The following is a 22193-nucleotide window of genomic DNA, read 5'->3' as shown; positions in this document are numbered from 1 at the left end:
GCCTTTCGTAGGACGTTTGCCTTGTTCATACCGCAGATGTGTAAAAGATCAATGCTGTATACTATGGAATACAAATATGCGGGCAGGTGGCAAATTGGCCCAGACCGTGCCCCTTCTCTCGACGCGCAGCCCCAATTCGCACCGCATTTCTGACGAGATGGGGGCATTCGGACTGTAGGTGATCTGCGCAAACCATCCCTCGCGGGCCATCACCTCGAAGGCGCGCCCAACCACCTCTCGCTGTATGCGTGGACGAGCCAACACCGGAACGCCCGAAATCACGGCGCCGATATCGCGCAGACCGATCGCCGAAATCTCCTGCGCCGGGCGGTTGAGCACGCGCACCCCAGGAAACCTGTCGCGTAACGCTTCACAAAACCGTGTATTGGTCTCCAACAAGGTGAGACGCTCCGGGGCCACCCCGCGGGCCAGAATGGCGCGGGTAAAGCTGCCCGTTCCGGGGCCGATCTCGACAACCGGGCCAGTGACACGGTCCAACCCGGCGGTCATCCGGCGAGCCACAGCGCCCGACGACGGCGCGAGCGCCACCACCTCACCCGGATGACGCAGCATCTCACCGAAAAACATGCCAAGATCCTTCGCCATGTCGTCTCTCCCGCAACCAAGGTCGGGAAACCGCTATGACAAAAGTGTAACCGCCACGTTACAATCGGTGCGTGTTACGAAAGTTTCAAACGGGAAGACGTCACTTGCGGAAGCTGTCGAGGCTGACCACTTCGGCATTACCGCCGTTCCCCTCGTCTTCCGGCGCTGTGCTCTCGTCTTCGATGCCGTCTTCTTCGACGTCCTGCGTCTCGAAGCGCAGGCCGAATTCGACAGATGGATCCACGAATGTCTGGATCGCGTCATACGGCACATAAAGCCTCTCGGGCGCATCCCCGAAGTTCAGCGTCACGGTAAACCCTTCATCGTTCACGTCCAGATCGTCATACCAATGCTGCATGACAACAGTCATCTCGGACGGGTATCGCTCGCGCAGCCAATCGGCAAGGACCGCCTCGGGATGCGTGGTGTCGAAGGTGATGAAGAAATGATGAGACCCGGGCAATCCTTCGATCTGCACCTTGCTCAGCACCTCCTGAATGAGGCCACGCATGGCGCGATGCATAAGATTTCCGTAGTCGATTGAACGAGACATGCTTTACCCCGGGGATTTCTATCGTTCAGCATAGGGGATTCGAAGCAAAACAAAAGACCTGCAATGCAAGCCCTCAGATCAAAACATGCCACGCGCCCGCGAGGCCCGCCATCAGCGCAAGAACCGGCACCATGGCTATGCGGAAAACCAGCAAAAGCACAGCCGCGAGAATAACGAAACCGGCATTGAGCGCCGCAAAGCTGCTCAAATCAGGACGCGGACCGAATGCCGTCATGGTCACGCTGGAGAACAAGACATGCAGCGCAAACCAGACTGACAGGTTGAGGATAACCCCCACCACCGCCGCGGATATCCCCGCAAGCGCCCCTTTGAGACGCGGCCTGGACAGAATTCGCTCGATATAGGGTGCGCCAGTGAATATCCATAGAAAACAAGGGGTGAACGTCACCCATAGGGTGAGCGCGGCAGCAAGGATAGCCATGCTCATCCCGCCCTGCGCATAGCCTGCCAGCAGGCCGACAAATTCGGTCACGAGGATCAGCGGCCCCGGCGTCGTCTCGGCCAACCCAAGCGCGTCGATCATCTGCGCCGTGCTCAGCCAGCCCTTGGTCGCCACCACCGTTTCGGTCATATAGGCAAGCACCGCATAGGCGCCGCCGAAGGTTACCACCGCCAGTTTGCTGAAAAACAGGGCAAGGTCCGTCAGAAAAACGGCCCCCATACCCCATGAGAAGACCACGGGCGCAGCCCAGAGCGCGCCCCACAGGGCAGCTGTTCCAAGCGTATGCAAGGGCCGCACATGAGCGTCGATCAGCGGCGCTCCGGGTGTTTCACCGCGCGCCTGAACGTATCCCCACAACGCCGCCAAGCCGATAATCAGTGGAAACGGCACTGACAGAAAGAACATGGCGACAAAGGCCAAACCCGCCAAAACCCAGCTCGCCCTTCCCTTGAGAGCGCGGCGTGCGAGGTTGACGAGCGCCTGCAAGACAATCGCCACCACAGCCGCCTTGATGCCAACGAAAAGCGCCTGCACCAGCGGAACGCCCCCATAGGTGGCATATCCCAAACCGAGCATCATGATCACCATAGCCCCGGGAAGCACAAATAGGAGTCCGGCGATCAGTCCGCCCGAAACGCCCCGCAGCCGCCAGCCGGCGTAAGTTGCCAGCTGCATCGCTTCCGGCCCCGGCAACAGCATGCAGAATGACAGCGCACCAAGAAATTGCGTCTCATCCAGCCACTTCCGGCGCTCGACCAGCTCTTCATGCATCATCGAGATCTGCGCCGCCGGCCCGCCAAAAGACAGAAGGCCAATGCGCAGAAAGCTGCGGACAAGGACAGAGAGCGGCGGCGCGGTCATGCCGGTTTGTCACCCGCCCGCCCGGCTTGCGCAAGTCATAGTTCCAAGACGCGCGGCACAGTGTCTGAAAAGAGGAAATGCAGGCTTCTGTTGCCAGGTGCCTGCGAACCCCGCCTTACCTGGCTAGAGGCAAGGACTTAAGTTTCGGTCTTGTTACCGCTTACGCAGCAACGGCGACCGGAGCACGGTTGTCATTTGCAACTGTACGTTTCGGACCGATAACGGTGGTACCTCACCGGGACAAAGCATAACCCCTTTAGACGTTCGTCGATCCTGTTTCGACCCCATGATCCCCAAATGAAGGATGATTGGTGGAGCCGCCGGGTACCGCCCCCGGGTCCGATCCGCTTATTACGAGCGCGTTTATGTCCATAGTCCCCGTTGCCGAGGACACCCCATACATAGGGGCTTTGGCCGGGCTTGCAAAGGGGTCAGCGCGGGGAAATCGACAGCCAGATGCCGTCACGCCCGCGCACCGTCAGATGTGCCACCGGCATGGCCGGGCGCTCCGGCACCGCGTCAAAGCGATAGGCCCGCACCAGCATCGCCAAGAGGAGCGGCCCCTCGATCATCGCGAAGCCCGCCCCGGTGCAGACCCGCTGCCCGGCGGAGAACGGGATATAGGCGGTACGCAGGCAGGCCTTGCCGTTCTCGGTGCCATAGCGCGCCGGGTCAAAGCCGTCGGGATTGTCCCACAGCCGTTCATGCCGGTGCAGGTGCCAGGGGCTGATCACCACCTGCGCGCCCGGTTTCACGTCGCGATTGCGAAACCGTTCAGGACATGTGCTCTCGCGCACCATCATCGGCACCGGCGGATAAAGGCGCAGCGTCTCACGAAACACATCCCGCGCCAAGCGCAGGCGCGACATGTCGGAAAACTCGGGCGCGCGGTCGCCAAACACCGCCTCGGCCTCTTCGGCAAGCCGCTCCTGCCAGTCCGGGTACAGCGCCAAAAGGTAAAGCGCCCAGGCCAATGCCGACGCACTCGTCTCATGCCCCGCAAGGAAAAAAATCGCCACCTGATCTACCATTTCCTGCGTGTCGAACCGCGCGCCGGTCTGCGGGTCCGCGGTGGTCATGATCTTGGTGGCCAGATCGTCGGGCGCGGTCCCGGCCTCGATCTCGCCCATGCGCTGCGCCGTCAGCTGCGTGATCAGCGCGCGGATGGTGCGAGCGGTCTCTCGCGTTTTCCGGCGATGAAAGCGCGGAAACCAGCGCGGCAGCGGCACAAAGGCCGCAAGGTTCAGCACCGGCTGCGTGCGCTGATGCGCCTTGAACTGCTCGAACACCTCGCTTGCCGTCGCGTTCTCGATCGGGATCGAGAACAGCGTGCGAAAGATCACGTCGGCGGCGGCGTGGCTGGTCTGCGGCTCGATATCGCGCGGGGTGCCATCGGCCAAGGGCGCAAGCCGCGCCACCGCACCCTGCCCGGCCATGACCATCGCCGCAAAGGTATCGCGCAGCCGCCCGCCCTCGAAGGCCGGGTCGATGATGCGCCGCTGCCGTTTCCATGTCTCGCCATTGGTGACGAACACCGACTGCCCCAGAAGCGGCCGCAACCCTTCGGACACACGCGTGGATTTCGGAAAATCATCAGGCCGCGCGCGCAACACCAGATCGACGAGGTCGGGCTGATTGCAGAGATAGGAGCGAAAGAACGGCGTGCGAAACTCGGCCATCCACGCGCGGTAGAGCCGCGCGGGCTGCGCCGAGAGAAGATCGGCCCGAAAGAGCCGCATGTAGCGCCACAATGACACCCGATCCGGCCGCGCGGGGGGCTTGGGCGGTGTCATGGCACAAGGCTCGTATAGCCCGAGGTGGCCCGCTCGATCCGGCTTTTGGACGGGGGCCGCCCGGTGAAGCGCTGCGCGAGGGTGTGCGGCCCGGCGGTGATCCGGAAATAGTCGTAATCCTTGGGCCGGTCAAAGGCGCAAAGATATTGAAAATGCAGCCGAAAAAACCGCCAGCGGAGGGCGCGCCACCGCTCGGGACTCAAGCTTTGGGTGAACGCCGCCGAGATCACCAGCGGCCAGCGCTTGCCCTCGGGCGCGACGCCACTCACGCTGACCGGATCGCAGAGCGCGAAGGCACAGCCATCGCCCGGCGCGGTCACGTCGAGCCAGAAAAGCTCTTCGCGCGTGCTCAGATAGGCCAGATCGGCGCGCAACCGGTGCGCGCGCGGCAGGAAAGACACCATCGGCACCACCTGCCCGAGACTGAGAAACGACAGCGCGGGGCCGTTCGCGGGCACACCGCCCGCGCGGATCAGATCGGCGAGGATCGACACACCCAAATGCGCGCCCGAAGAATGCCCAACGACCAAGACTTCGTCGCATTCTCCTTGCAACGCTTGCGCAATCTCGGCGGTGAACTCGGCCATCCGCGCCTCCAACTCCGGCGGGTTGCCCCCCAGATGCCGCGCGGAATAGGCGTAGTCATGCATCAGGTAATAGGCAAAGAACCGGCCATCCATCCGCCGGAACCATTCGAGGATGAGCGGCACCACCACCAGCCCGCCCCAGGCCGCCAGCGGATGCAGCAGGGCGAGGACGTGCCCCAAAACCCACGCCGCCAGCAGCGCCAGACCAAGCTGCGCCAACAGAAACCCAACCGGATAAAGCGCCGCAATCACCGGACCTTTGCGCAACCGCATCAGCCGAAACAGCGCGCCGGTGCCGATATAGGTGGCGGCGGTGCGGATCAGTTGGCCATATGTCGCAAGAATGCCTTGGTCCATGCTGTGCTTGACGATGTCGGACCAGACCAGCACCTCGACTTGGGCATCCACCTCGGCCCCATCCATGAATGCCCGCACACCCCAGCCGAACCGTGCCTTGGCCTTGCTCGGCAAGAGACTGATTTCATATCCTGAAATATCCGCCTGCGCGGCGCTTTCCTTGCGATAAAGCTCGCGGTAGCGGCGCGGCGGGATCGGATCGTAGCCCGGAATGTAAAACACGCGCCTGCGGCGCACAGGGGCGTTAACTGGGGCGTTGCTGCTCATGACCAACCTCTTGTCGGCCAGAGCCTAGCGCGGAAATCGGGCGAGCGTAAGGCGTTATCCGAGCACGGCGAGGGCCGGGAACGTCTCCAGCAGCCAGAAGGAAAAGGCCGAAAACCCGCCGGTCAGCATCAACAAGCCAATGGTCCACAAAAGCAGGCCCATCACCCGCTCGATCTGCTCCATATGGCGTTTCATCCAGCCCATAAGCCCGGTCAGACGCGGCAAGAAGGCGGCGACGAGGAGGAATGGAACACCAAGACCGATTGCATAGACCGCCAGAAGCGTTGTGCCACGCGTTACATTCGCCTCGGAGGCCGCAAGCGACAGGATAGCGCCCAGTTGCGGGCCGATGCAGGGCGTCCAGCCGAATGCAAAGGCGAGACCGAGAATATAGGCACCAAAAGACGACCCCCCCCGATCCCCGGCATCGAGACGCGCTTCGCGATCCAGAAAGCCAATCCGGTAGACACCGACAAAATGCGCCCCGAACGCCATCACAAGAACGCCCGCAATGGTATTGAACCAGCTTTGATATTGCAGGAACACCGTGCCGATGGCCGATGCCGTGAAGCCAAGAAAGAGAAACACCGTCGACAGGCCGAGAACAAAAAACAGGGCGGGTACGATCGCACGCCCCCGGCTGGATGCATCATCGGACAGATCATTCAGGCTGACACCGCTCATATACGCCAGATAGGGTGGCACAATCGGTAACACACAGGGGCTGAGAAATGAGATGATCCCGGCTGCCAAAGCCACAAACATGGCGGGCAGCAGTGTGGCGTCTATGATTTCGATTCCGAACATTGCGCAGACATAGCCCGGATGACGGGCCTCGTCACCCGGCAATGCGTCACATCCCTGTGGACAGGTGGTCACAAGGCCGCTATCTCACGCAACATGACCCCGAATGACACTCTGGATGCCTGCGGCCTGCTGTGCCCCCTCCCCGTCCTCAAGCTGCGCAAGCGGTTGAAGTCGTTGAGTATTGGCGAGACTATAACGGTTCAGGCCGATGATCCGGCAGCCGTGATTGACGTGCCGCATTTCTGCGCTGAAGCGGGGCAGGAATTGCTCTCGGCGACCGAGGCCAACGGCATTCAAACCTATGTGATCCGCCGAACCGTATAAGACCACCAAAAGAAATCACCGCGCGCCGGATTGCGGCACGCGGTGATCTGGGTCTTGTGGTCACGCGCCTCAGAAGGACGCGTGCGCGAGACGCTTACCCCAGAGACCACCAGCCACGACGCTTGGGCTTGCTCACGGGTTCACTTTCGGGAGCCTCGGCAGCAGGTTCCGGCGTTGGTGCCGGGGCCGACTCCGGGGGTGTCTCGGCGACCGGCGCGGGCGCAAGTTCGGTCGCGTCCTCGCTCTCCCGAGACGGCGTGGGCTCTTCTGTCGCGGGCGGCGCGCTCTGCTCGGCCGGCATCGGATCGGAGGTGACCGTCTCCTCCTTGACCGGCTCAGTGGTCGTGTCCTCTGTGGCTGCGGCCTCGGTGGGGGCGGCCTCGGTGGGGGCGGCCTCAGCCGCGTCCGGCTCTTTCTTCTTGCGCGGCGCGCGGGTGCGCTTGGGCTTGGGTTTCTCCTCGGCCTTGGCCTCGTCGGCCTCCGCCTTGGGCTCGGCCTCGGCCAATTCCGGCTCTTTCTTCTTGCGCGGCGCACGGGTGCGCTTGGGCTTGGGCTTGGGCTGTTCTTCGGCTTTCGGCTCTTCCGTGACAGCGTTGGCCTCGGGCGAATCGGCCTCGGCGCTCACTTCGGTCTTGGGCGCATTCTCTTGCGCATCACCGTTGCCCTCAGCGCCATTATTCTCTTCAGAGCCGTTTCCATCAGCCCCGTTACCGCCCGATTTGGGCTTGCGCCGACGGCTGCGACGGCGACGGCTTTTCTTGGGCTTGTCCTGCCCATCTCCGCCAGTCTCCGACGCGGCCGGGGCCTCCGACGCCTCGTCCTGTTCGCTGTCGGCGTCGCTCTCGTCGTCGATATCGCTCATCAGTGTCGAACTGGCCGATACGAATTGCGCTGGCGGAGCCTCGGGGACATTGCGGGTCGCGGTCTTGAATTTCTCCATCGTGAAATCGGGGCTGACCAGCGTGTGATCGCCTTCGATCCGAACCGAAAGACCATAGCGCGCCTCGATTTGGGCCACGTGCTCGCGTTTTTGGTTCATGAGGTAGTTGGCGATGCCAACCGGACATTTGAGAAGCACTTCGCGCGAGCGGCGACGCACGCCTTCTTCTTCGATCTGGCGCAGGATCGACAGCGCAAGGTTGTCATCCGAGCGGATCAGGCCGGTGCCATGGCACGCCGGGCATGGCTGCGTCGTCGCCTCGATCATACCGGGGCGCAGGCGTTGGCGCGACATCTCCATCAGGCCAAAACCCGATATGCGGCCCACCTGGATGCGGGCGCGATCGGTCTTGAGGCGCTCCTTCATCCGCTTTTCGACAGCGGCATTATTGCGCCGTTCGTCCATGTCGATAAAGTCGATCACGATCAGCCCGGCAAGGTCGCGCAGGCGCAACTGGCGGGCGACCTCGTCGGCGGCCTCGAGGTTGGTCTTGGTCGCGGTTTCCTCGATCGAACCTTCCTTGGTGGCACGGCCGGAGTTGACGTCGATGGCAACAAGCGCTTCGGTCACGCCGATCACGATATAACCGCCGGATTTGAGCTGTACCGTCGGATTGAACATGCCACTGAGGTAACTTTCGACCTGATGGCGGGCGAAGAGCGGCTGTTGATCGACGTAATGCTTCACGTTCTTGGCATGGGACGGCATGATCATCTTCATGAAGTCCTTGGCGATGCGATACCCCCGCTCGCCCTCGACCAGAACCTCGTCGATCTCGCGATTGTAGAGGTCACGAATCGAACGTTTGATAAGATCACCTTCTTCGTAGATTTTTGCCGGCGCGATGGATTTCAGCGTGAGTTCGCGGATCTGCTCCCACAGGCGCTGCAAATATTCGTAATCGCGCTTGATCTCGGCCTTGGTCCGCTTGGCCCCCGCCGTGCGCACAATAAGCCCGGCACCGCGCGGCACGTCGATCTCGCTGGCGATTTCCTTGAGCTTCTTGCGGTCGGCGGCGTTGGTGATCTTGCGGCTGATGCCACCACCACGCGCCGTGTTGGGCATGAGAACACAATACCGGCCCGCCAGAGAAAGATACGTGGTGAGCGCCGCGCCCTTGTTGCCGCGCTCTTCCTTGACGACCTGCACCAACAGGATCTGTCGGACTTTGATGACTTCCTGGATCTTGTAGCGGCGCGGGCGGGGTTTGCGGACCGGGCGAATATCTTCGCTATCGTCCTCATCGGCGACCGATTCGATGCTGTCGTCATGCGTGGAATGGTCGCGCGTAGAGGTCTCGGCATCTTCCTCCTCGGACTCCGCAGGGCTTGCCTCGGCTGCCGTCCCGGAGTCACCGCCCACATCAGGGGCCGCACGCTCGGCCGTATCTTCGACCGGTTCCTCAACAGGTGTTTCGGAAACGCGCTCCATCGGCGACGACCCCTCGTCAGGCGTCACATCGGTATCGGAGCGTTCATCGTCGTCCGTATCGAGGTCAATGGTTTCCATCCCTGAAATGTCAGTGCTGGCCACCGCATCATCAGAGTTGGTCTTTTCTGCCTGCGTCTTGGACCGCGAACGCGAGCGAGACCGAGACGGTTTGCGCTTGGGCTTTTCGTCCTCGTCCTTTTGCGCTTCGGCAAAAGCTTCTTCTTCGGCCATCAACGCTTCGCGATCGGCGACCGGGATCTGATAGTAATCGGGGTGTATTTCCGAAAAGGCGAGGAAGCCGTGGCGGTTTCCGCCATAATCCACAAATGCCGCCTGCAGAGACGGTTCGACCCGCGTTACCTTGGCGAGGTAGATGTTGCCAGCGAGCTGGCGCTTGTTCTCGGATTCGAAGTCGAATTCCTCGACCTTGTTTCCGTCAACCACCACGACGCGGGTCTCTTCCGCGTGGGTGGCATCGATGAGCATTTTCTTAGCCATGTTTTCCGATTGCATCGCGGCGCGGCAGCCGGCCCCGGGGGAGCGGCGCGTTGCGGCAAATGTCTGATAAGGGCGATGGCGGGCGCACAGCAATGGGTGCCGGTTGCGGCCCCTGCTCTGACGTTGTGTTGTCTCGCGCGCTTCATCGCGGTTCTTCTTCTCCGGTGCCGCGAAAGCGGTACCAATTCAGGGCCTGAGCGTCGGTTGACAGGGCGCAGGCTTGTATGCGGCCCCCTTTGAGCGGGGTCCAATCGGTCTGTTCAGCCGTGTCGGATATCATCCTGACCGAAGTCTGAAACAGCGAATCTCTTTTGGTGCGGGACGGTTCCATCCCTTTTCCATGAGATCACACTAAAGCGTCCGACGCGCCAATGACAATGGTCAAAATGAAATTGGCCGCCATGTGCCTCAAAGATAGTCAGACCTTTGAAGCGCATATTTGGCCATTTTCTCGTTCAATGTGCGACGCGGCAGGCACAGTTCATCCATTACAGCGGCAATGGACCCCTTGTGGCGACGCATCGTGTTGTCGATGAGCATCCGCTCGAACGCCTCGACGTATTCCTTGAGCGGCTTGCCCTCGGTGGTCATGACCGGCTGCATATCCTGATGATCGGACATCAGAAGCGATGTGATCGTCCCTGAGCCACGACGGGCCTGAAGCACCGCGCGCTCCGCCATGTTGAAAAGCTGCCGCACATTGCCCGGCCAAGGGGCCTGCAACAACTGCGTCGCCTCCTGTGCGCTGACCGGGGGCGCGTCACAGCCGTAGTCATCCGCAAATTGCTCGGTAAACCTGGTGAACAGCGTCAGGATATCCTCGCCACGGCTACGCAGCGGCGGCACGGTGATACGCAGGCTGGCCAACCGGTAAAACAGATCGGAGCGTAGCGCATCCTCGCAGGTATGTCCCTCGTTCTGCATATTGGAGATGGCAACGATGCGGGTCTCTGGCGGGCTTCCCTCGGAATTCACGAAGGTCAGCAGACGGGCTTGTGCCGCCTCGCTCAGCGCCTCGATATCTTCGAGCACGAGCGTGCCGCCGCGCGCCTCCTCGACCGCCGGCAGACGGCTGTCCTCGGGCTGCATCGGACCGAACAGCCGCTTGATGAGAGCATCCTCATCATGGGCCTCGCAGGCAATCGAGACAAAGCGCTTGCCGGCCCGTGCGCCCGCCGCATGCAGCGCATGCGCCACGAGCGTCTTGCCGGTACCGGTCTCGCCCTCGATCAGCACATGGCCATCCGCCTGCCCGAGATCCAGAATGTCCTCGCGCAGACGCTCCATCGCCGGGCTGGTGCCAATCAGCTTTTTCATCAGCTGGCCGCCATCGGACAGCTCCTTGCGCAGCGCGCGCGCATCGAGCGTCATGCGCCTCGCATGCGCCGCCTTTTTGGCCAGCTCGGTCATGCGATCCGGATTGAACGGCTTTTCCAGAAAGTCGAATGCGCCAATGCGCATCGCCTCGACCGCCATCGGAACGTCGCCATGCCCGGTGATCATGATCACGGGAAGCGAACTATCAGCGCCCATCAGTTTCTTGAGAAACTGCATGCCATCCATGCCCGGCATCTTGATGTCGGTCACGACAATGCCGGGATAGTCCTGGCCCAGGGCCTTTAGCGCATCCTCGGCCGAGGGAAACGCCTCGGTTTCATAGCCCGACAGTGCCAGCCACTGGCTGATCGACTGGCGCATGTCTTTCTCATCGTCGACGATGGCGATTTTCATGGCTGATGGCATCTTGTTATCACTCCGCTGCACGGGTCTCTTCTGGCAATATGGGAAGCTGCATCTCGAATACAGCCCCCCCATCGGGCGCATTGCGCGCCATGAGACGTCCGCCAAGGTCGTTCACGATCCCCGAGGAAATGGCAAGCCCCAGACCGACGCCATCCCCGGGTTGCTTGGTGGTGTAGAACGGCTCGAACAGGTTCTTGAAATCGCCAATACCGTGCCCGTTGTCGCGCACCGTCAGGACCGCCGTCTCGCCTGCCGCCAGAAGGATGTCGATATTGGCATCCGCCACTGTCTCGGTCGCGTCGATGGCGTTGCGCAGGAGATTGATGATCACCTGCTCCACGCGGACCCGGTCGCCCATGATCATGACGGGCTCGGCTGGCAGCGTGCGCGTGATCGTGACTTTGCGCTGACGCAATTGCGGCTCCATCATCGCCAACGCCGAGGCGACGGCATCGCCCATGTTTACAGGCGAAAACGTATCGCCCGAGTGGCGCGCATAGGATTTGAGCTGCTTGGTGATGGCGCCCATCCGCTCGATCAGATCGTCGATCCGCTGAAACGCCGAGAGCGCCTCGTCAGGCCGGTTGCGGGACAGCAGAAGCCGCGCGCCCGCAAGATAGGTTTTCATCGCCGCAAGCGGCTGATTCAACTCGTGGGAAACAGCCGCCGACATCTCGCCCAGAACCGCCAGCTTGGAGCTTTGCTGAATGGTCTGTTCGGCCTGCGCGAGGTTCTCCTGCACTCGCCTGCGCTCGGCGATTTCCCGCTGCAACCGGGCGTTCAATGCGCGAAGCTCTGCCGACTCACGCTGGAAAAGCGCCATGCGCAGCGCCGCTTTGCGGTTGAGGAAGTAGAACGCAAGCGCCAGAAGAATCGCGAATCCCATGATCTCCAGAGCAAGGTAACCGTTTACCTTGTCGCGCACCGCCGTGTAGGTCGTGAAGCTTGCAATACGCCAGCCACGGAACGCCACCCGGCCCTCGACCCGCATCACCGCCTCACCGCGCACATAGGCATCCGCCGGAAGCGCGGTCCAGTCCGAGGTGGCCTGTAGCGCGCGCTGAATGGCACTGCTCGCGGGCTCACGGGCCAGCGCCTCGGTCTCGGTCAGACCACGCCAGCGCGGCTCTGTCGCGAGGATGATCCGCCCTTCGGTATCGGTGACCATGACGGCATCCGATATCCCTGCCCAGGCTCTTTCATATTTGCGCAGGTCGACCTCGACCAGGATAACCCCCAACACGCCGTTCTGCGTCTCGATCCGTCGCGAGTAGTAAAAGTTGAATTGCCCGGTATCCTGCCGCAAAACCGAGAATACCGTATCCCGCGAGCGCAGTGCGTCAACAAAGTACGCCGCCTGTTTATGGGTCTCCCCGAGGCGCACGCGCTCTGTTGCCGCAACCGCGCGTCCATCCTTGTCGAGCAGCGTCAGCGCGGCCGCCCCGATCTCTTCGACAAACGAAATCAACCGCTGTGTGGATTGCGCATAGTCTTGCGTGTTGAGCGCCGAAATCAGTGCCGGATCACGCGCAAGGAGCTGGGGAACGATGGCATTCTGCCTGAGTTCCGACAGCAGGTTGCCGGAATATAAAACGAGACGCAATTCAGCCCGGTTTCGGGTATTTTCTGTAAATCTGTCTGTCAGCAGGCGGTGCGTCGTGACAACGACGACCACCGCGATGATGAAGAGCAAGACCAGCAAAAGCCTCGCACGCCATGATATGGTGCGCATGCGCGGGGCGTTGGGCTGTGTCGTGGTCAGGCTCATTATCAGAGTTTAGGCCGACCGGCCCCAGCCCTCAAGCCTTCAGCGTGCCCCGCCCTCACGCGTCGGCAAGCTCTTGCACCAACCCTTCGAACATCGCCGCCCCGTCGGTGCCGCCATGCAAGGGCTCGGCCATGCGTTCGGGATGCGGCATCATGCCGAGCACGCGGCGGTTCTCCGAGAGGATCCCGGCAATGTCGCGGGCCGATCCATTGGGGTTTGCAGCATAGGTGAAGGCGATGCGATCCTCGCCTGCCAGACGGTCGAGCGTGGCCTCGTCGGCAAAGTAATTACCGTCATGGTGGGCCACTGGCACGGTGATGGTGTTGCCGTCCTTGTAGCTTTGGGTGAACGCGCTCTGATTGGTGGTGACATGCAGGTCCACCGGCTTGCACACATATTTCAGCCCCGCATTGCGCAACAGCGCGCCGGGCAGGATGCCGGTCTCGGTCAGGATTTGAAAACCGTTGCAGACCCCGAGGACGTAGCCGCCCTTGTCGGCATGGGCCATGACCGACCGGCAGATCGGCGAATTGGCGGCGATCGCGCCGCAGCGCAGATAATCACCATAGGAAAAGCCCCCCGGCACGCCGATGATATCGACGTCGTCGGGAAGCGATGTGTCCTTATGCCAGACCATCGAGACCCGCGCGCCCGCGCGTTCGAACGCCACGGCAAGGTCGCGGTCGCAATTGGAGCCGGGGAAGACGATGACGGCGGCATGCATGGCAAGGACCCTCTCTTGGTGCTGTGGCGATGCTCTAGCGCGGCGGCGCGGGCTTGTCCATGCGTGGTGCGGCGCACGGGCCTGCGGGCGCGTCTTTTCCAAGGGAGATCACGCGAGGGGCACGCGTTTCGAATGGCATGGGGTGGAGGTTAGAGTTCAGCACAAATGCGCGGAATCAAGGTGCCGCAGGCACCGCCGCGCAGCGCCCGACCGCCCCCTCGGGCGGGCGCTTTTGCAAAGTTTCAAGCCATTGAAAATACGGACGTGTTTGGCTGGCATAAAGTGCGGTCCACCGAGGTTTCTGCGCCCACCCGGCGGTCAGGCACCGCGCGGCTTGTCTCTGAAACCGCCAACGCAGCTCAAGGCCAGTCGCGACACCAGCCGCAAGACCTGCGACCGCCTCTCAGGCCAGCTCCACCGTGTAACTCTCGATCACGGTATTGGCGAGCAGCTTCTCACACATTTCGGTAACGACGGCCTCCGCCTTGGCCTCATCCGTTTCCGCGAGTTCAAGCTCGATCACCTTGCCCTGCCGCACCCCTTCTACGCCTGAAAACCCGAGCGATCCGAGCGCGTGGTGCACCGCCTCGCCCTGAGGATCTAGAACGCCGTTTTTCAGCATGACATGCACGCGTGCCTTCATCGGTCTGGTCCCTTTCAGTTGATCAGCGTCGGGCGGGTGACATGGGTGTTCGACTTGGGCATGACGCCCAGACGGGTCGCGACCTCGGTATAGGCATCCGTAAGCGACCCAAGGTCACGGCGAAACACGTCCTTGTCGAGTTTCTGCCCGGTTTCGATATCCCACAACCGGCAGCTGTCGGGGCTGATCTCATCGGCCACGATCAGGCGTTGGAAATCACCGTCATAAACACGGCCCACCTCGATCTTGAAATCGACGAGCTTGATGCCCACGCCGAACATCACACCGGCCATGAAATCGTTGACCCGCAGCGCAAGGCTGAGAATGTCGTCCATGTCCTGCTGGCTGGCCCAGCCGAAGGCGGCGATATGCTCTTCGGTCACGAGCGGATCACCCAGCTTGTCGTCCTTGAGGCAGTATTCGACGATCGGGCGTGGCAGTTGCGTGCCCTCCTCGATGCCGAGCCGCTTGGCCATGGACCCGGCGGCATAGTTGCGCACGATCACCTCGAGCGGCACGATTTCACAAGCGCGCACCAGCTGTTCGCGCATGTTCACCCGCTTGATGAAATGCGTCGGCACTCCGATATTGTTGAGCCCGGTCATGAAATATTCCGAGAGCATGTTGTTGAGCACGCCCTTGCCCTCGATGGTGGCCTTCTTCTCGGCATTGAATGCCGTGGCGTCATCCTTGAAATACTGGATGATCGTGCCCGGCTCGGGCCCTTCATAGAGCGTCTTGGCCTTGCCTTCGTAAATTTTCTTGCGCCGCGCCATGATAACTCCGTCGCTGAGGGTGAGGGCGTGGGTCCGCCCATGCCGATGCGCTCTCATAGTGCATGGGCCAACACGTCGCAAGATGGCGTTGGGCCTTGCCCTTTCGTTCGACAGATTGCATATCGGGTGCAACGGCAACGCATGCAAGGGGACCGGCCGATGACCACCTTTGACGACCGCGAGAGCGCATTCGAGAACAAATTCGCCCATGACGAGGAAATGAAGTTCCGTGCCGAGGCGCGGCGCAACAAGCTTTTGGGCCTTTGGGCGGCCGAATTGATGGGCAAGGCAGGCGAGGACGCCGATGCCTATGCCCGCGAGGTCGTTAAGGCCGATTTCGAAGAAGCCGGTCACGAGGACGTGGTGCGCAAGGTCGCGGGCGATCTTGGCGACATCGCTGACGCCGACACGATCCGCGCCAAGATGGCAGAACTTCTCAAGATCGCCAAGGATCAGCTCGTCAAAGAGCTCTGATCCGATTCGGCCCTGGCGACTGGGCGCGCCGCTGCGTGCCCTTTCCGCGTAGCGCGCGGCCAAAACAAACGCGCCTCATCATTTGCATGAAAATTATGAGTTTGCGTAGCGCAGCAACAGGTGCGACATCTGCGCGCTCACAAATGTGGAATAAAGAGCAATGACCAACGCCCTCACCAAACTCATGGCCTCGCGTGACTGGATCCTTGCCGACGGTGCTACGGGCACGAATTTGTTCAACATGGGTCTGCAATCGGGGGACGCGCCCGAGATGTGGAACGAGCAGCACCCCGAGCGCATCGAACGGCTCTACCGCGAGGCGGTGGATGCGGGCAGCGATCTGTTTCTCACCAATTCCTTTGGTGGCAACGCGGCACGTCTGAAATTGCATGGTGCACAAAAGCGCGCACGCGAATTGTCGCGTATTTCCGCCGAAATCGGTCGCGAGGTGGCGGATCGCTACGACCGCCCGGTGATCGTTGCGGGATCTGTTGGGCCGACAGGCGAGATCATGGCCCCGATGGGTGCGCTGACACATGAGCTGGCCGTCGAGATCTTTCACGAGCAGGCCGAGGGGCTCAAGGAAGGCGGGGCCGACGTGCTCTGGCTCGAGACAATCTCCGCTCAAGAAGAATACAAGGCCGCGGCCGAGGCATTCAAGCTGGCCGACATGCCGTGGTGCGGCACCATGAGCTTTGATACGGCGGGCCGCACGATGATGGGCCTCACCTCCGCCGACATGGCGACGATGGTGGAAAAGCTGGGCAATCCCCCGCTGGCCTTTGGTGCCAATTGCGGCGTGGGCGCCTCGGATCTCTTGCGCACTGTCCTTGGATTTGTCGCGCAGGGTACGGAGCGGCCGATCATCGCCAAGGGCAACGCGGGCATCCCCAAGTATCACGACGGACATATCCACTACGACGGGACGCCCGATCTGATGGCGGAATACGCGGTTCTCGCACGCGACGCAGGGGCCACGATCATCGGCGGGTGCTGTGGCACCATGCCCGAGCACCTCTCCAAGATGCGCGCAGCACTGGAGGAGCAGCCCAAGGGCCCGCGCCCGAGCCTCGATCAGATCACCGATGCCTTGGGGGCGTTTTCCTCCGCAGTCGACGGCACCGGGGACGATGCGCCGGCACCGCGCAGAACACGCCGCAGACGGGCCTGATCGGCCCCAGACACCGGACGGCAACACAGGTGATGATGACCCTCTCAGCGTGACGCGAACTAAGTACGCGGAGTGAACGGCGCCATTCCGGCACGTCATCCACGACAGATCGGTACAAAAAAGGCCGCTGCTCCAAATGCGCTGCGGCCTTTTCCGATTACAGCGTTTCGACTTTTCCTTGAAACAGTCGTAACGCTGTAATTCGTTGTTTTTGCGCAATTTCAAACCGAAAAAGTCTATCAACTTTTTCTGAAATTGCTTTAAAGTGCGGTCGCGAGGGCGGACGCCATGCGCCCGCCCTCGCCGCGCCATCAGGCGAACATGAAATCGGCGTCGGTCAGGCTCTCTGACGCCACGCCTTCCAGCAGGATCGTGTGCCCATCGACATCGACTTGCGCCGTCGTCACACCATCCGAGCCGGCATCGGAAATCTGCAACGCATCGAACCCGCCGGTCACACCACGCAAGACAAGCGTTTCATCCCCTGCCACGAAATCCGTGATGACATCGGTCTCACCGTCATTGATCTCGTTGAAGACAAAGACATCCGTCCCGCGACCGCCTGACATCACGTCGTCGCCGCTACCGCCATTCAAACGGTCGTCGCCATCATTGCCATGCAGCATGTCGGCGCCCGCGCCGCCCGCGACAAAATCGTTACCGTCGCCACCGGACGCATGGTCATCACCGACACCGGCACCGATCATGTCATCCCCGGCGCCGCCTTCGACAGTGTCGTTACCGCCGCCGCCGCCAAGACTGTCATCGTCTGCACCGCCGCGCACCGCATCGTCACCGTTGCCGCCGCCCATCGTGTCAGCACCTGCGGCGCCCTGCACGTCATCGGCGCCATCGCCGCCGTTGACAACATCGTCTCCGGCCCCGCCGTCAAGAGTGTCGTCTCCAACGCCGCCGCCCATCATGTCGTCGCCGCCGTCACCAGACAGCACGTCATTGCCAAGGCCACCACCGATCTGGTCGTTCCCGGCACCGCCCGATGCCTCGTCATTCCCATCAGAGGCGGCGATATTGTCATCCCCTGCCCCGCCGAAAATAACGTCGTCGCCAACGCGGCCAAGCAAGGCGTCATTGCCATCACCACCGTTCAGGACGTCGTTGCCCGAGGCACCGTCGAGGCGGTCATCGCCCGCGCCGCCCCGGATCGCATCCGATCCGATACCGCCCAAGGCTGTCTCGCCACCATCGCCCAGCATCACGGTTTCACCGGCGCGCGCGCTCAGGTCTTCCAGAATGTCACGCGCGTTCTCAAGCGTGGTTTGCTCGATCTCTCCCGCCGCAGCAGGCAGGATCGGGACAAAACCATCCTGCTCACCATTGACTTCGCCTTCGGTTCCGGCCCCGACCCCACTGGGCACCGACACACCATGCAAGACGATTTCACGCAGGTTGAGCGGCAAGAGGTCCGCACCCTCGTAATCTGTCATGCTGACCGGGCTAAAGAAATTCGACGCATCATTGAGGTCGAAATTCTGCACATAGGTGAACTTGCCATCCTCGTCGGTCATGGGCGCGTTGCCCTCGGAGTCGGTGAGCGTCAAAATAATGTCGCCATAGTTTGGCAATCCTTCGAGCACCTCGACCACTCCGTCACGGTCCGCATCCGCGCTGATATCGGGGGTTTTCGAATCCGCCGGATTGCCCTCCATGTCAAACAAACCGTGGATGTGCTGTGGAACGGGTTGATTTGGCTCCATACCCTCTACCGAGATAGCGATGTTCACATAACGCGCGCCACTCTCCTCGGTTGGGCCGACCGCCACCAGAGCACCCCCTGTCACACCCGAATTGTTGAGTGTTGCCAAGTCAACGCTGAAGACGGAGTCGGCCAGATTCAGGAAGGCGTCATATGATGAAAAGTCGTTTCCGAGATGTGCCATTATAGTTCCTCCAATTAGTGTTACGCGACACCAGTCACGCGACAAAAGCTGAAGGAGTTTCGTTGCCCGGCTAAAAAATTCGCTGACCTGAGATCAGAGATTTGATTTAATTAAATTATTTTCCCAACTGCACCTTGATCGCATTACAGCAGCGACAGCTGATCACCCGTCTCGAAGGGAACATGAAAGAGGTCGCGCCGCAGATCCGCGGACCCCACATCGAGCCCCGTGCGCCGCGCCGCCAGATCAAAACGCCGGGCAATCATCCGCGCGAACACCCCCTCCCCGCGCATTCGCCGATGCCAGTCGGCTGAATAGTCCTTGCCGCCATGCATCTCGCGCAGCCGGTTCATCACCCGGCCCGCGCGGTCCGGGTAATGGATGGCGAGCCATTCCCGGAACAGCCCCGACACCTCGCGCGGCAGGCGCAGCATGATCCAGCTTGCGGCCCCCGCCCCGGCGTCTTTCGCGGCCTCCAAGATCGCCTCGATCTCGTGATCGCTCAGCCCGGGAATGACCGGCGACACCATCACCCGCACCGGCACTCCGGCCGCGCTCAGCCGCCGGATCACCGCCAGACGCCGCGTGGGCGACGGCGCGCGCGGCTCTAATAGCCGCGCCAGCCGGTCATCCAGTGTCGTCACCGAAATCCCCACCTTCGCCAGCCCCCGCGCCGCCATATCCGACAGGATATCCAGATCCCGCTCGATCAGCGTGCCCTTGGTCACGACCGCCACCGGATGGTTGAACCGTGACAGCACCTCCAGACAGCGCCGGGTGATCGCAAACTCCCGCTCCACCGGCTGATAGGGATCGGTGTTGGTGCCGATGGCGATCGGCGCCACCCGGTAGCTGCGCGCGCGCAGCTCCGCCTCCAGCCGCGCAGGGGCCTCGGGCCGCGCGATCAGCCGGGTCTCGAAATCAAGCCCCGGCGACAGCCCCAGATACGCATGGCTGGGCCGCGCGAAACAGTAGACACAGCCATGTTCACAGCCGCGATAGGGGTTGATCGACCGGTCAAACGGCAGATCGGGCGAGCGGTTGTAGCTGATGATCCGGCGCGGCCGCTCTTCGGAGACATGCGTGCGCAGCACACGCTCCCCCTCGTCGCACTCCCAGCCATCCGCTTCATACCGCACGCCCTGCGCCTCGAAGCGACCCGCCGTGTTGCTCGCGGCACCGCGCGCCCTCGGGCGCAGATCATGGGGCAGACTCGGGTCATGGGTCATGCACAAAATATGGAACATAAAGGGAACATATGCAACAACACGATAATCGTCATGCCGATAATTCAGTCAAATCGCGCGCAAATCCCGACTATAGGTCGGTTGCGGCGCGACCAGCGTCGCAATTCGGAAAGTGGCGATGCGACAAATTGACGAAAGCTGCGCCAGACTTAACAACGATGCGCGCGCGCAGAGCAAGCAAGGATTTTCCCATGTCTGACGAAGAAGACGACATCATCCTCTCGGAACTGGACGACGAAGAACTTGTCCAGCAGATGTTCGACGACCTTTACGACGGCCTCAAGGAAGAGATTGAGGAAGGCGTCAACATCCTGCTGGAGCGCGGCTGGCAGCCCTACCAGATCCTGACCGAGGCGCTGGTGGGCGGCATGACCATCGTAGGCAAGGATTTCCGCGACGGCATCCTTTTCGTCCCCGAGGTGCTGCTGGCGGCCAACGCGATGAAGGGCGGCATGGCCATCCTCAAGCCGCTCTTGGCCGAGACCGGCGCGCCGCGCGTCGGCAAGATGGTGATCGGCACGGTCAAGGGCGACATCCACGACATCGGCAAGAACCTCGTGTCGATGATGATGGAGGGCGCGGGCTTCGAAGTGGTCGATCTCGGGATCAACAACCCGGTCGAGAACTATCTCGAGGCGCTGGAAACCGAAGAGCCCGACATCCTCGGCATGTCCGCCCTGCTGACCACAACGATGCCCTACATGAAGGTCGTGATCGACACGCTGATTGAACAGGGCAAGCGCGATGACTACGTCGTTCTCGTCGGCGGCGCACCGCTGAACGAGGAATTCGGCCGCGCCATCGGTGCCGACGCCTATTGCCGCGATGCCGCCGTCGCGGTGGAGACCGCCAAGGACTACATGGCGCGCAAGCACAACAAGCTGGCCGCCGGGTAAGCCCGGACCATCTGCCCTCATGCCTGAGGCGCGACGTGCTTGCCGATCCGCTCGGCAAGCACGTTTTCGTTTCAGGCGCAGGTGCAATCAACGCGCCGAAACCAGACGCATGACCGCCACCATGACGATGCCGTAAAGGACATGTCCAACCAGCGCGACCCAGGTGATGCCGCTGAAATTCAGAAAGAACGGCAGCCCGGCAATCGCCGTGATACCGCCGATCGCAAAGACCCAGAGGCCAAACCCGTAGACGGCCGACGGGATGAACCAGCCGGCCGATTGACCAAGAACCCGCGTCCAGATCGGGCGAAAGATGAACAGCCAGCCGACCGGATACCCGATCAGGCCGACAAGATAGAAATGCACGAAATAACCGGCGAAATCGCCATTGGGCAGGCCGAACGTCCCCAGCAGGCTTTTGGCCAGGCCATGCGGCGACAGGTTGGCAAAACCGAGCGCGGGGCTCAGAATCTGGCCCCAAAGATCGAAGGCGGCGGTCGCGAAAAAGCCGGCGATGAACATCAGACCAAGGATCTGGGCAAATCCGGGGGCGAGTGCGGGGGTATGGTCGGTTGACGTGGTCATTCGGCTATGTCCTTGGTTGAGGCTAAACGGTGATCGTGACGCGCAGGTGTCGTCTCATCGCCGAATGCGCAATGAATGCTGCAAGCATGACACGAAAAGGTCAAAGCACGTGACTGATAACGACCAGAGCATGCCCGCCACGGCCACGCTGACCACGCAGGGGCTCGCCCCCGCGGGGCACGGCTCCATCCTGCTCATCGCCTGCGGCGCGCTCGCCCATGAAATCCTCGCGCTCAAGCAGCTCAATGGCTGGGACCACATGGACCTGCAATGCCTGCCCGCCAAGCTGCACCTTTATCCCGACCAGATCACCGCAGAGGTGGAAAAGGCCGTGGCGGCACACCGCGCGGACTATGACCGCATCTTCGTGGTCTATGCCGATTGCGGCACCGGCGGCCAGCTACAGGCCAAATGCGCAGACCTCGGCGTCGAGATGGTGGCGGGCCCGCATTGCTATGCATTCTTCGAAGGCGTTGACGAGTTCGCCGCACATGACGACGAGATCACGGCCTTTTATCTCACCGATTTTCTGGTCCGGCAATTCGATGCCTTCGTGTGGAAACCGATGGGCCTCGACCGGCACCCTGAACTGCGTGACATGATCTTCGGCAATTATACCAAGCTGGTGTATCAGGCCCAGACTGACAACGCGGACCTGCGCGCAAAGGCCAAAGACTGTGCCGCTCGGCTCGGTCTGGACTACGAGTATCGCTTTACCGGCTACGGGGATCTCAAGACGTCTCTCGAAAAACAGGCGCTGAAATCCTGACCGGCTTTCATC

General features: G+C 61.7%; 20 protein-coding genes and 1 other RNA gene. 5 read left to right on the top strand and 16 right to left on the bottom strand.

Annotated features, from left to right (window positions below; translation table 11 throughout):
• Positions 1-48: 48 nt before the first annotated feature.
• The 7 genes from Q0X85_RS09375 to Q0X85_RS09345 form a co-directional block, all read right to left on the bottom strand.
• Complete coding sequence (locus Q0X85_RS09375) at positions 49-606, bottom strand: methyltransferase type 12 (RefSeq protein WP_297771605.1); 558 nt, start codon at positions 604-606, stop codon at positions 49-51.
• A gap of 100 nt (positions 607-706) precedes the next feature.
• The gene (locus Q0X85_RS09370) at positions 707-1159 is read right to left on the bottom strand and encodes a ClpXP protease specificity-enhancing factor SspB (protein ID WP_297771604.1); all 453 of its coding nucleotides are present in this window, start codon (positions 1157-1159) and stop codon (positions 707-709) included.
• 73 nt (positions 1160-1232) lie between these two features.
• Entirely contained in the window at positions 1233-2483 is a 1251-nt protein-coding gene (chrA, locus tag Q0X85_RS09365; protein ID WP_297771603.1) for a chromate efflux transporter, read from the bottom strand.
• A gap of 76 nt (positions 2484-2559) precedes the next feature.
• Positions 2560-2914, bottom strand: a transfer-messenger RNA (tmRNA) gene (gene ssrA, locus Q0X85_RS09360).
• Positions 2915-4276 carry a cytochrome P450 gene (locus tag Q0X85_RS09355; RefSeq protein ID WP_297771602.1) on the bottom strand — a complete coding sequence of 454 codons (1362 nt, stop codon included), beginning with the start codon at positions 4274-4276 and terminating at the stop codon, positions 2915-2917.
• Positions 4273-5487: a hypothetical protein gene (locus Q0X85_RS09350; RefSeq protein ID WP_297771601.1), complete on the bottom strand. Its 1215-nt coding sequence runs from the start codon at positions 5485-5487 to the stop codon at positions 4273-4275. The genes Q0X85_RS09355 and Q0X85_RS09350 overlap by 4 nt, the downstream gene beginning before the upstream one ends.
• 54 nt (positions 5488-5541) lie before the next feature.
• The gene (locus Q0X85_RS09345; protein WP_297771791.1) at positions 5542-6294 is read right to left on the bottom strand and encodes a cytochrome c biogenesis protein CcdA; all 753 of its coding nucleotides are present in this window, start codon (positions 6292-6294) and stop codon (positions 5542-5544) included.
• A gap of 93 nt (positions 6295-6387) precedes the next feature.
• Here Q0X85_RS09345 and Q0X85_RS09340 point away from each other — a divergent pair, with 93 nt between their 5' ends.
• Positions 6388-6618, top strand: a complete 231-nt coding sequence (locus Q0X85_RS09340; RefSeq protein ID WP_297771600.1) for a sulfurtransferase TusA family protein — start codon at positions 6388-6390, stop codon at positions 6616-6618.
• A gap of 94 nt (positions 6619-6712) precedes the next feature.
• Here Q0X85_RS09340 and Q0X85_RS09335 read toward each other — a convergent pair whose 3' ends face one another.
• The 6 genes from Q0X85_RS09335 to purC all read right to left on the bottom strand — a co-directional run bounded on the left by Q0X85_RS09335 (position 6713) and on the right by purC (position 15141).
• The gene (locus Q0X85_RS09335) at positions 6713-9487 is read right to left on the bottom strand and encodes an Rne/Rng family ribonuclease (protein WP_297771599.1); all 2775 of its coding nucleotides are present in this window, start codon (positions 9485-9487) and stop codon (positions 6713-6715) included.
• Positions 9488-9895: 408 nt separating this feature from the next.
• Complete coding sequence (locus Q0X85_RS09330; protein ID WP_297771598.1) at positions 9896-11218, bottom strand: sigma-54 dependent transcriptional regulator; 1323 nt, start codon at positions 11216-11218, stop codon at positions 9896-9898.
• Positions 11219-11237: 19 nt separating this feature from the next.
• Entirely contained in the window at positions 11238-12998 is a 1761-nt protein-coding gene (locus tag Q0X85_RS09325; RefSeq protein WP_297771597.1) for an ATP-binding protein, read from the bottom strand.
• Positions 12999-13053: 55 nt separating this feature from the next.
• Complete coding sequence (purQ, locus tag Q0X85_RS09320; RefSeq protein WP_297771596.1) at positions 13054-13722, bottom strand: phosphoribosylformylglycinamidine synthase subunit PurQ; 669 nt, start codon at positions 13720-13722, stop codon at positions 13054-13056.
• A 403-nt stretch (positions 13723-14125) separates the two neighbouring features.
• Positions 14126-14365: a phosphoribosylformylglycinamidine synthase subunit PurS gene (gene purS, locus Q0X85_RS09315; RefSeq protein WP_297771595.1), complete on the bottom strand. Its 240-nt coding sequence runs from the start codon at positions 14363-14365 to the stop codon at positions 14126-14128.
• A gap of 14 nt (positions 14366-14379) precedes the next feature.
• Complete coding sequence (gene purC, locus Q0X85_RS09310) at positions 14380-15141, bottom strand: phosphoribosylaminoimidazolesuccinocarboxamide synthase (protein WP_297771594.1); 762 nt, start codon at positions 15139-15141, stop codon at positions 14380-14382.
• A gap of 159 nt (positions 15142-15300) precedes the next feature.
• Between purC and Q0X85_RS09305 the strand changes: the two genes are divergently transcribed.
• Both Q0X85_RS09305 and bmt read left to right on the top strand, forming a co-directional pair.
• Entirely contained in the window at positions 15301-15615 is a 315-nt protein-coding gene (locus Q0X85_RS09305; RefSeq protein WP_297771593.1) for a DUF1476 domain-containing protein, read from the top strand.
• A 160-nt stretch (positions 15616-15775) separates the two neighbouring features.
• On the top strand, positions 15776-16786 hold the full coding sequence (gene bmt, locus Q0X85_RS09300; protein WP_297771592.1) for a betaine--homocysteine S-methyltransferase: 1011 nt from the start codon (positions 15776-15778) through the stop codon (positions 16784-16786).
• Between the two features lie 311 nt (positions 16787-17097).
• Here bmt and Q0X85_RS09295 read toward each other — a convergent pair whose 3' ends face one another.
• Positions 17098-18684 carry a calcium-binding protein gene (locus Q0X85_RS09295; protein ID WP_297771591.1) on the bottom strand — a complete coding sequence of 529 codons (1587 nt, stop codon included), beginning with the start codon at positions 18682-18684 and terminating at the stop codon, positions 17098-17100.
• Positions 18685-18827: 143 nt separating this feature from the next.
• Positions 18828-19913, bottom strand: coding sequence for a PA0069 family radical SAM protein (locus tag Q0X85_RS09290; RefSeq protein ID WP_297771590.1), 1086 nt, complete (start codon positions 19911-19913; stop codon positions 18828-18830).
• Positions 19914-20122: 209 nt separating this feature from the next.
• On the opposite strand from Q0X85_RS09290, the gene Q0X85_RS09285 reads away from it, so the two are divergent.
• A complete protein-coding gene (locus tag Q0X85_RS09285) occupies positions 20123-20827 on the top strand; it encodes a B12-binding domain-containing protein (RefSeq protein WP_297771589.1) in 705 nt (234 codons plus the stop codon).
• Positions 20828-20914: 87 nt separating this feature from the next.
• On the opposite strand, the gene Q0X85_RS09280 is transcribed toward Q0X85_RS09285, so the two are convergent.
• Positions 20915-21412 carry a hypothetical protein gene (locus tag Q0X85_RS09280; protein WP_297771588.1) on the bottom strand — a complete coding sequence of 166 codons (498 nt, stop codon included), beginning with the start codon at positions 21410-21412 and terminating at the stop codon, positions 20915-20917.
• 130 nt (positions 21413-21542) lie between these two features.
• Here Q0X85_RS09280 and Q0X85_RS09275 point away from each other — a divergent pair, with 130 nt between their 5' ends.
• A complete protein-coding gene (locus Q0X85_RS09275) occupies positions 21543-22181 on the top strand; it encodes a DUF1638 domain-containing protein (protein WP_297771790.1) in 639 nt (212 codons plus the stop codon).
• Positions 22182-22193 lie beyond the last annotated feature (12 nt).

Source organism: uncultured Roseovarius sp., from assembly GCF_947259555.1.
Classification (GTDB): domain Bacteria; phylum Pseudomonadota; class Alphaproteobacteria; order Rhodobacterales; family Rhodobacteraceae; genus Roseovarius.
This window is presented reverse-complemented; position numbering and strand designations above follow the sequence as displayed.

Excerpts from the sequence above, each read along its gene's own strand:
- Q0X85_RS09375 (WP_297771605.1), bottom strand. The coding sequence starts at position 606 with ATGGCGAAGGATCTTGGCATGTTTTTCGGTGAGATGCTGCGTCATCCG.
- Q0X85_RS09370 (WP_297771604.1), bottom strand. The coding sequence starts at position 1,159 with ATGTCTCGTTCAATCGACTACGGAAATCTTATGCATCGCGCCATGCGT.
- chrA (WP_297771603.1), bottom strand. The coding sequence starts at position 2,483 with ATGACCGCGCCGCCGCTCTCTGTCCTTGTCCGCAGCTTTCTGCGCATT.
- Q0X85_RS09355 (WP_297771602.1), bottom strand. The coding sequence starts at position 4,276 with ATGACACCGCCCAAGCCCCCCGCGCGGCCGGATCGGGTGTCATTGTGG.
- Q0X85_RS09350 (WP_297771601.1), bottom strand. The coding sequence starts at position 5,487 with ATGAGCAGCAACGCCCCAGTTAACGCCCCTGTGCGCCGCAGGCGCGTG.
- Q0X85_RS09345 (WP_297771791.1), bottom strand. The coding sequence starts at position 6,294 with ATGTTCGGAATCGAAATCATAGACGCCACACTGCTGCCCGCCATGTTT.
- Q0X85_RS09340 (WP_297771600.1), top strand. The coding sequence starts at position 6,388 with ATGACCCCGAATGACACTCTGGATGCCTGCGGCCTGCTGTGCCCCCTC.
- Q0X85_RS09335 (WP_297771599.1), bottom strand. The coding sequence starts at position 9,487 with ATGGCTAAGAAAATGCTCATCGATGCCACCCACGCGGAAGAGACCCGC.
- Q0X85_RS09330 (WP_297771598.1), bottom strand. The coding sequence starts at position 11,218 with ATGAAAATCGCCATCGTCGACGATGAGAAAGACATGCGCCAGTCGATC.
- Q0X85_RS09325 (WP_297771597.1), bottom strand. The coding sequence starts at position 12,998 with ATGAGCCTGACCACGACACAGCCCAACGCCCCGCGCATGCGCACCATA.
- purQ (WP_297771596.1), bottom strand. The coding sequence starts at position 13,722 with ATGCATGCCGCCGTCATCGTCTTCCCCGGCTCCAATTGCGACCGCGAC.
- purS (WP_297771595.1), bottom strand. The coding sequence starts at position 14,365 with ATGAAGGCACGCGTGCATGTCATGCTGAAAAACGGCGTTCTAGATCCT.
- purC (WP_297771594.1), bottom strand. The coding sequence starts at position 15,141 with ATGGCGCGGCGCAAGAAAATTTACGAAGGCAAGGCCAAGACGCTCTAT.
- Q0X85_RS09305 (WP_297771593.1), top strand. The coding sequence starts at position 15,301 with ATGACCACCTTTGACGACCGCGAGAGCGCATTCGAGAACAAATTCGCC.
- bmt (WP_297771592.1), top strand. The coding sequence starts at position 15,776 with ATGACCAACGCCCTCACCAAACTCATGGCCTCGCGTGACTGGATCCTT.
- Q0X85_RS09295 (WP_297771591.1), bottom strand. The coding sequence starts at position 18,684 with ATGGCACATCTCGGAAACGACTTTTCATCATATGACGCCTTCCTGAAT.
- Q0X85_RS09290 (WP_297771590.1), bottom strand. The coding sequence starts at position 19,913 with ATGACCCATGACCCGAGTCTGCCCCATGATCTGCGCCCGAGGGCGCGC.
- Q0X85_RS09285 (WP_297771589.1), top strand. The coding sequence starts at position 20,123 with ATGTCTGACGAAGAAGACGACATCATCCTCTCGGAACTGGACGACGAA.
- Q0X85_RS09280 (WP_297771588.1), bottom strand. The coding sequence starts at position 21,412 with ATGACCACGTCAACCGACCATACCCCCGCACTCGCCCCCGGATTTGCC.
- Q0X85_RS09275 (WP_297771790.1), top strand. The coding sequence starts at position 21,543 with ATGCCCGCCACGGCCACGCTGACCACGCAGGGGCTCGCCCCCGCGGGG.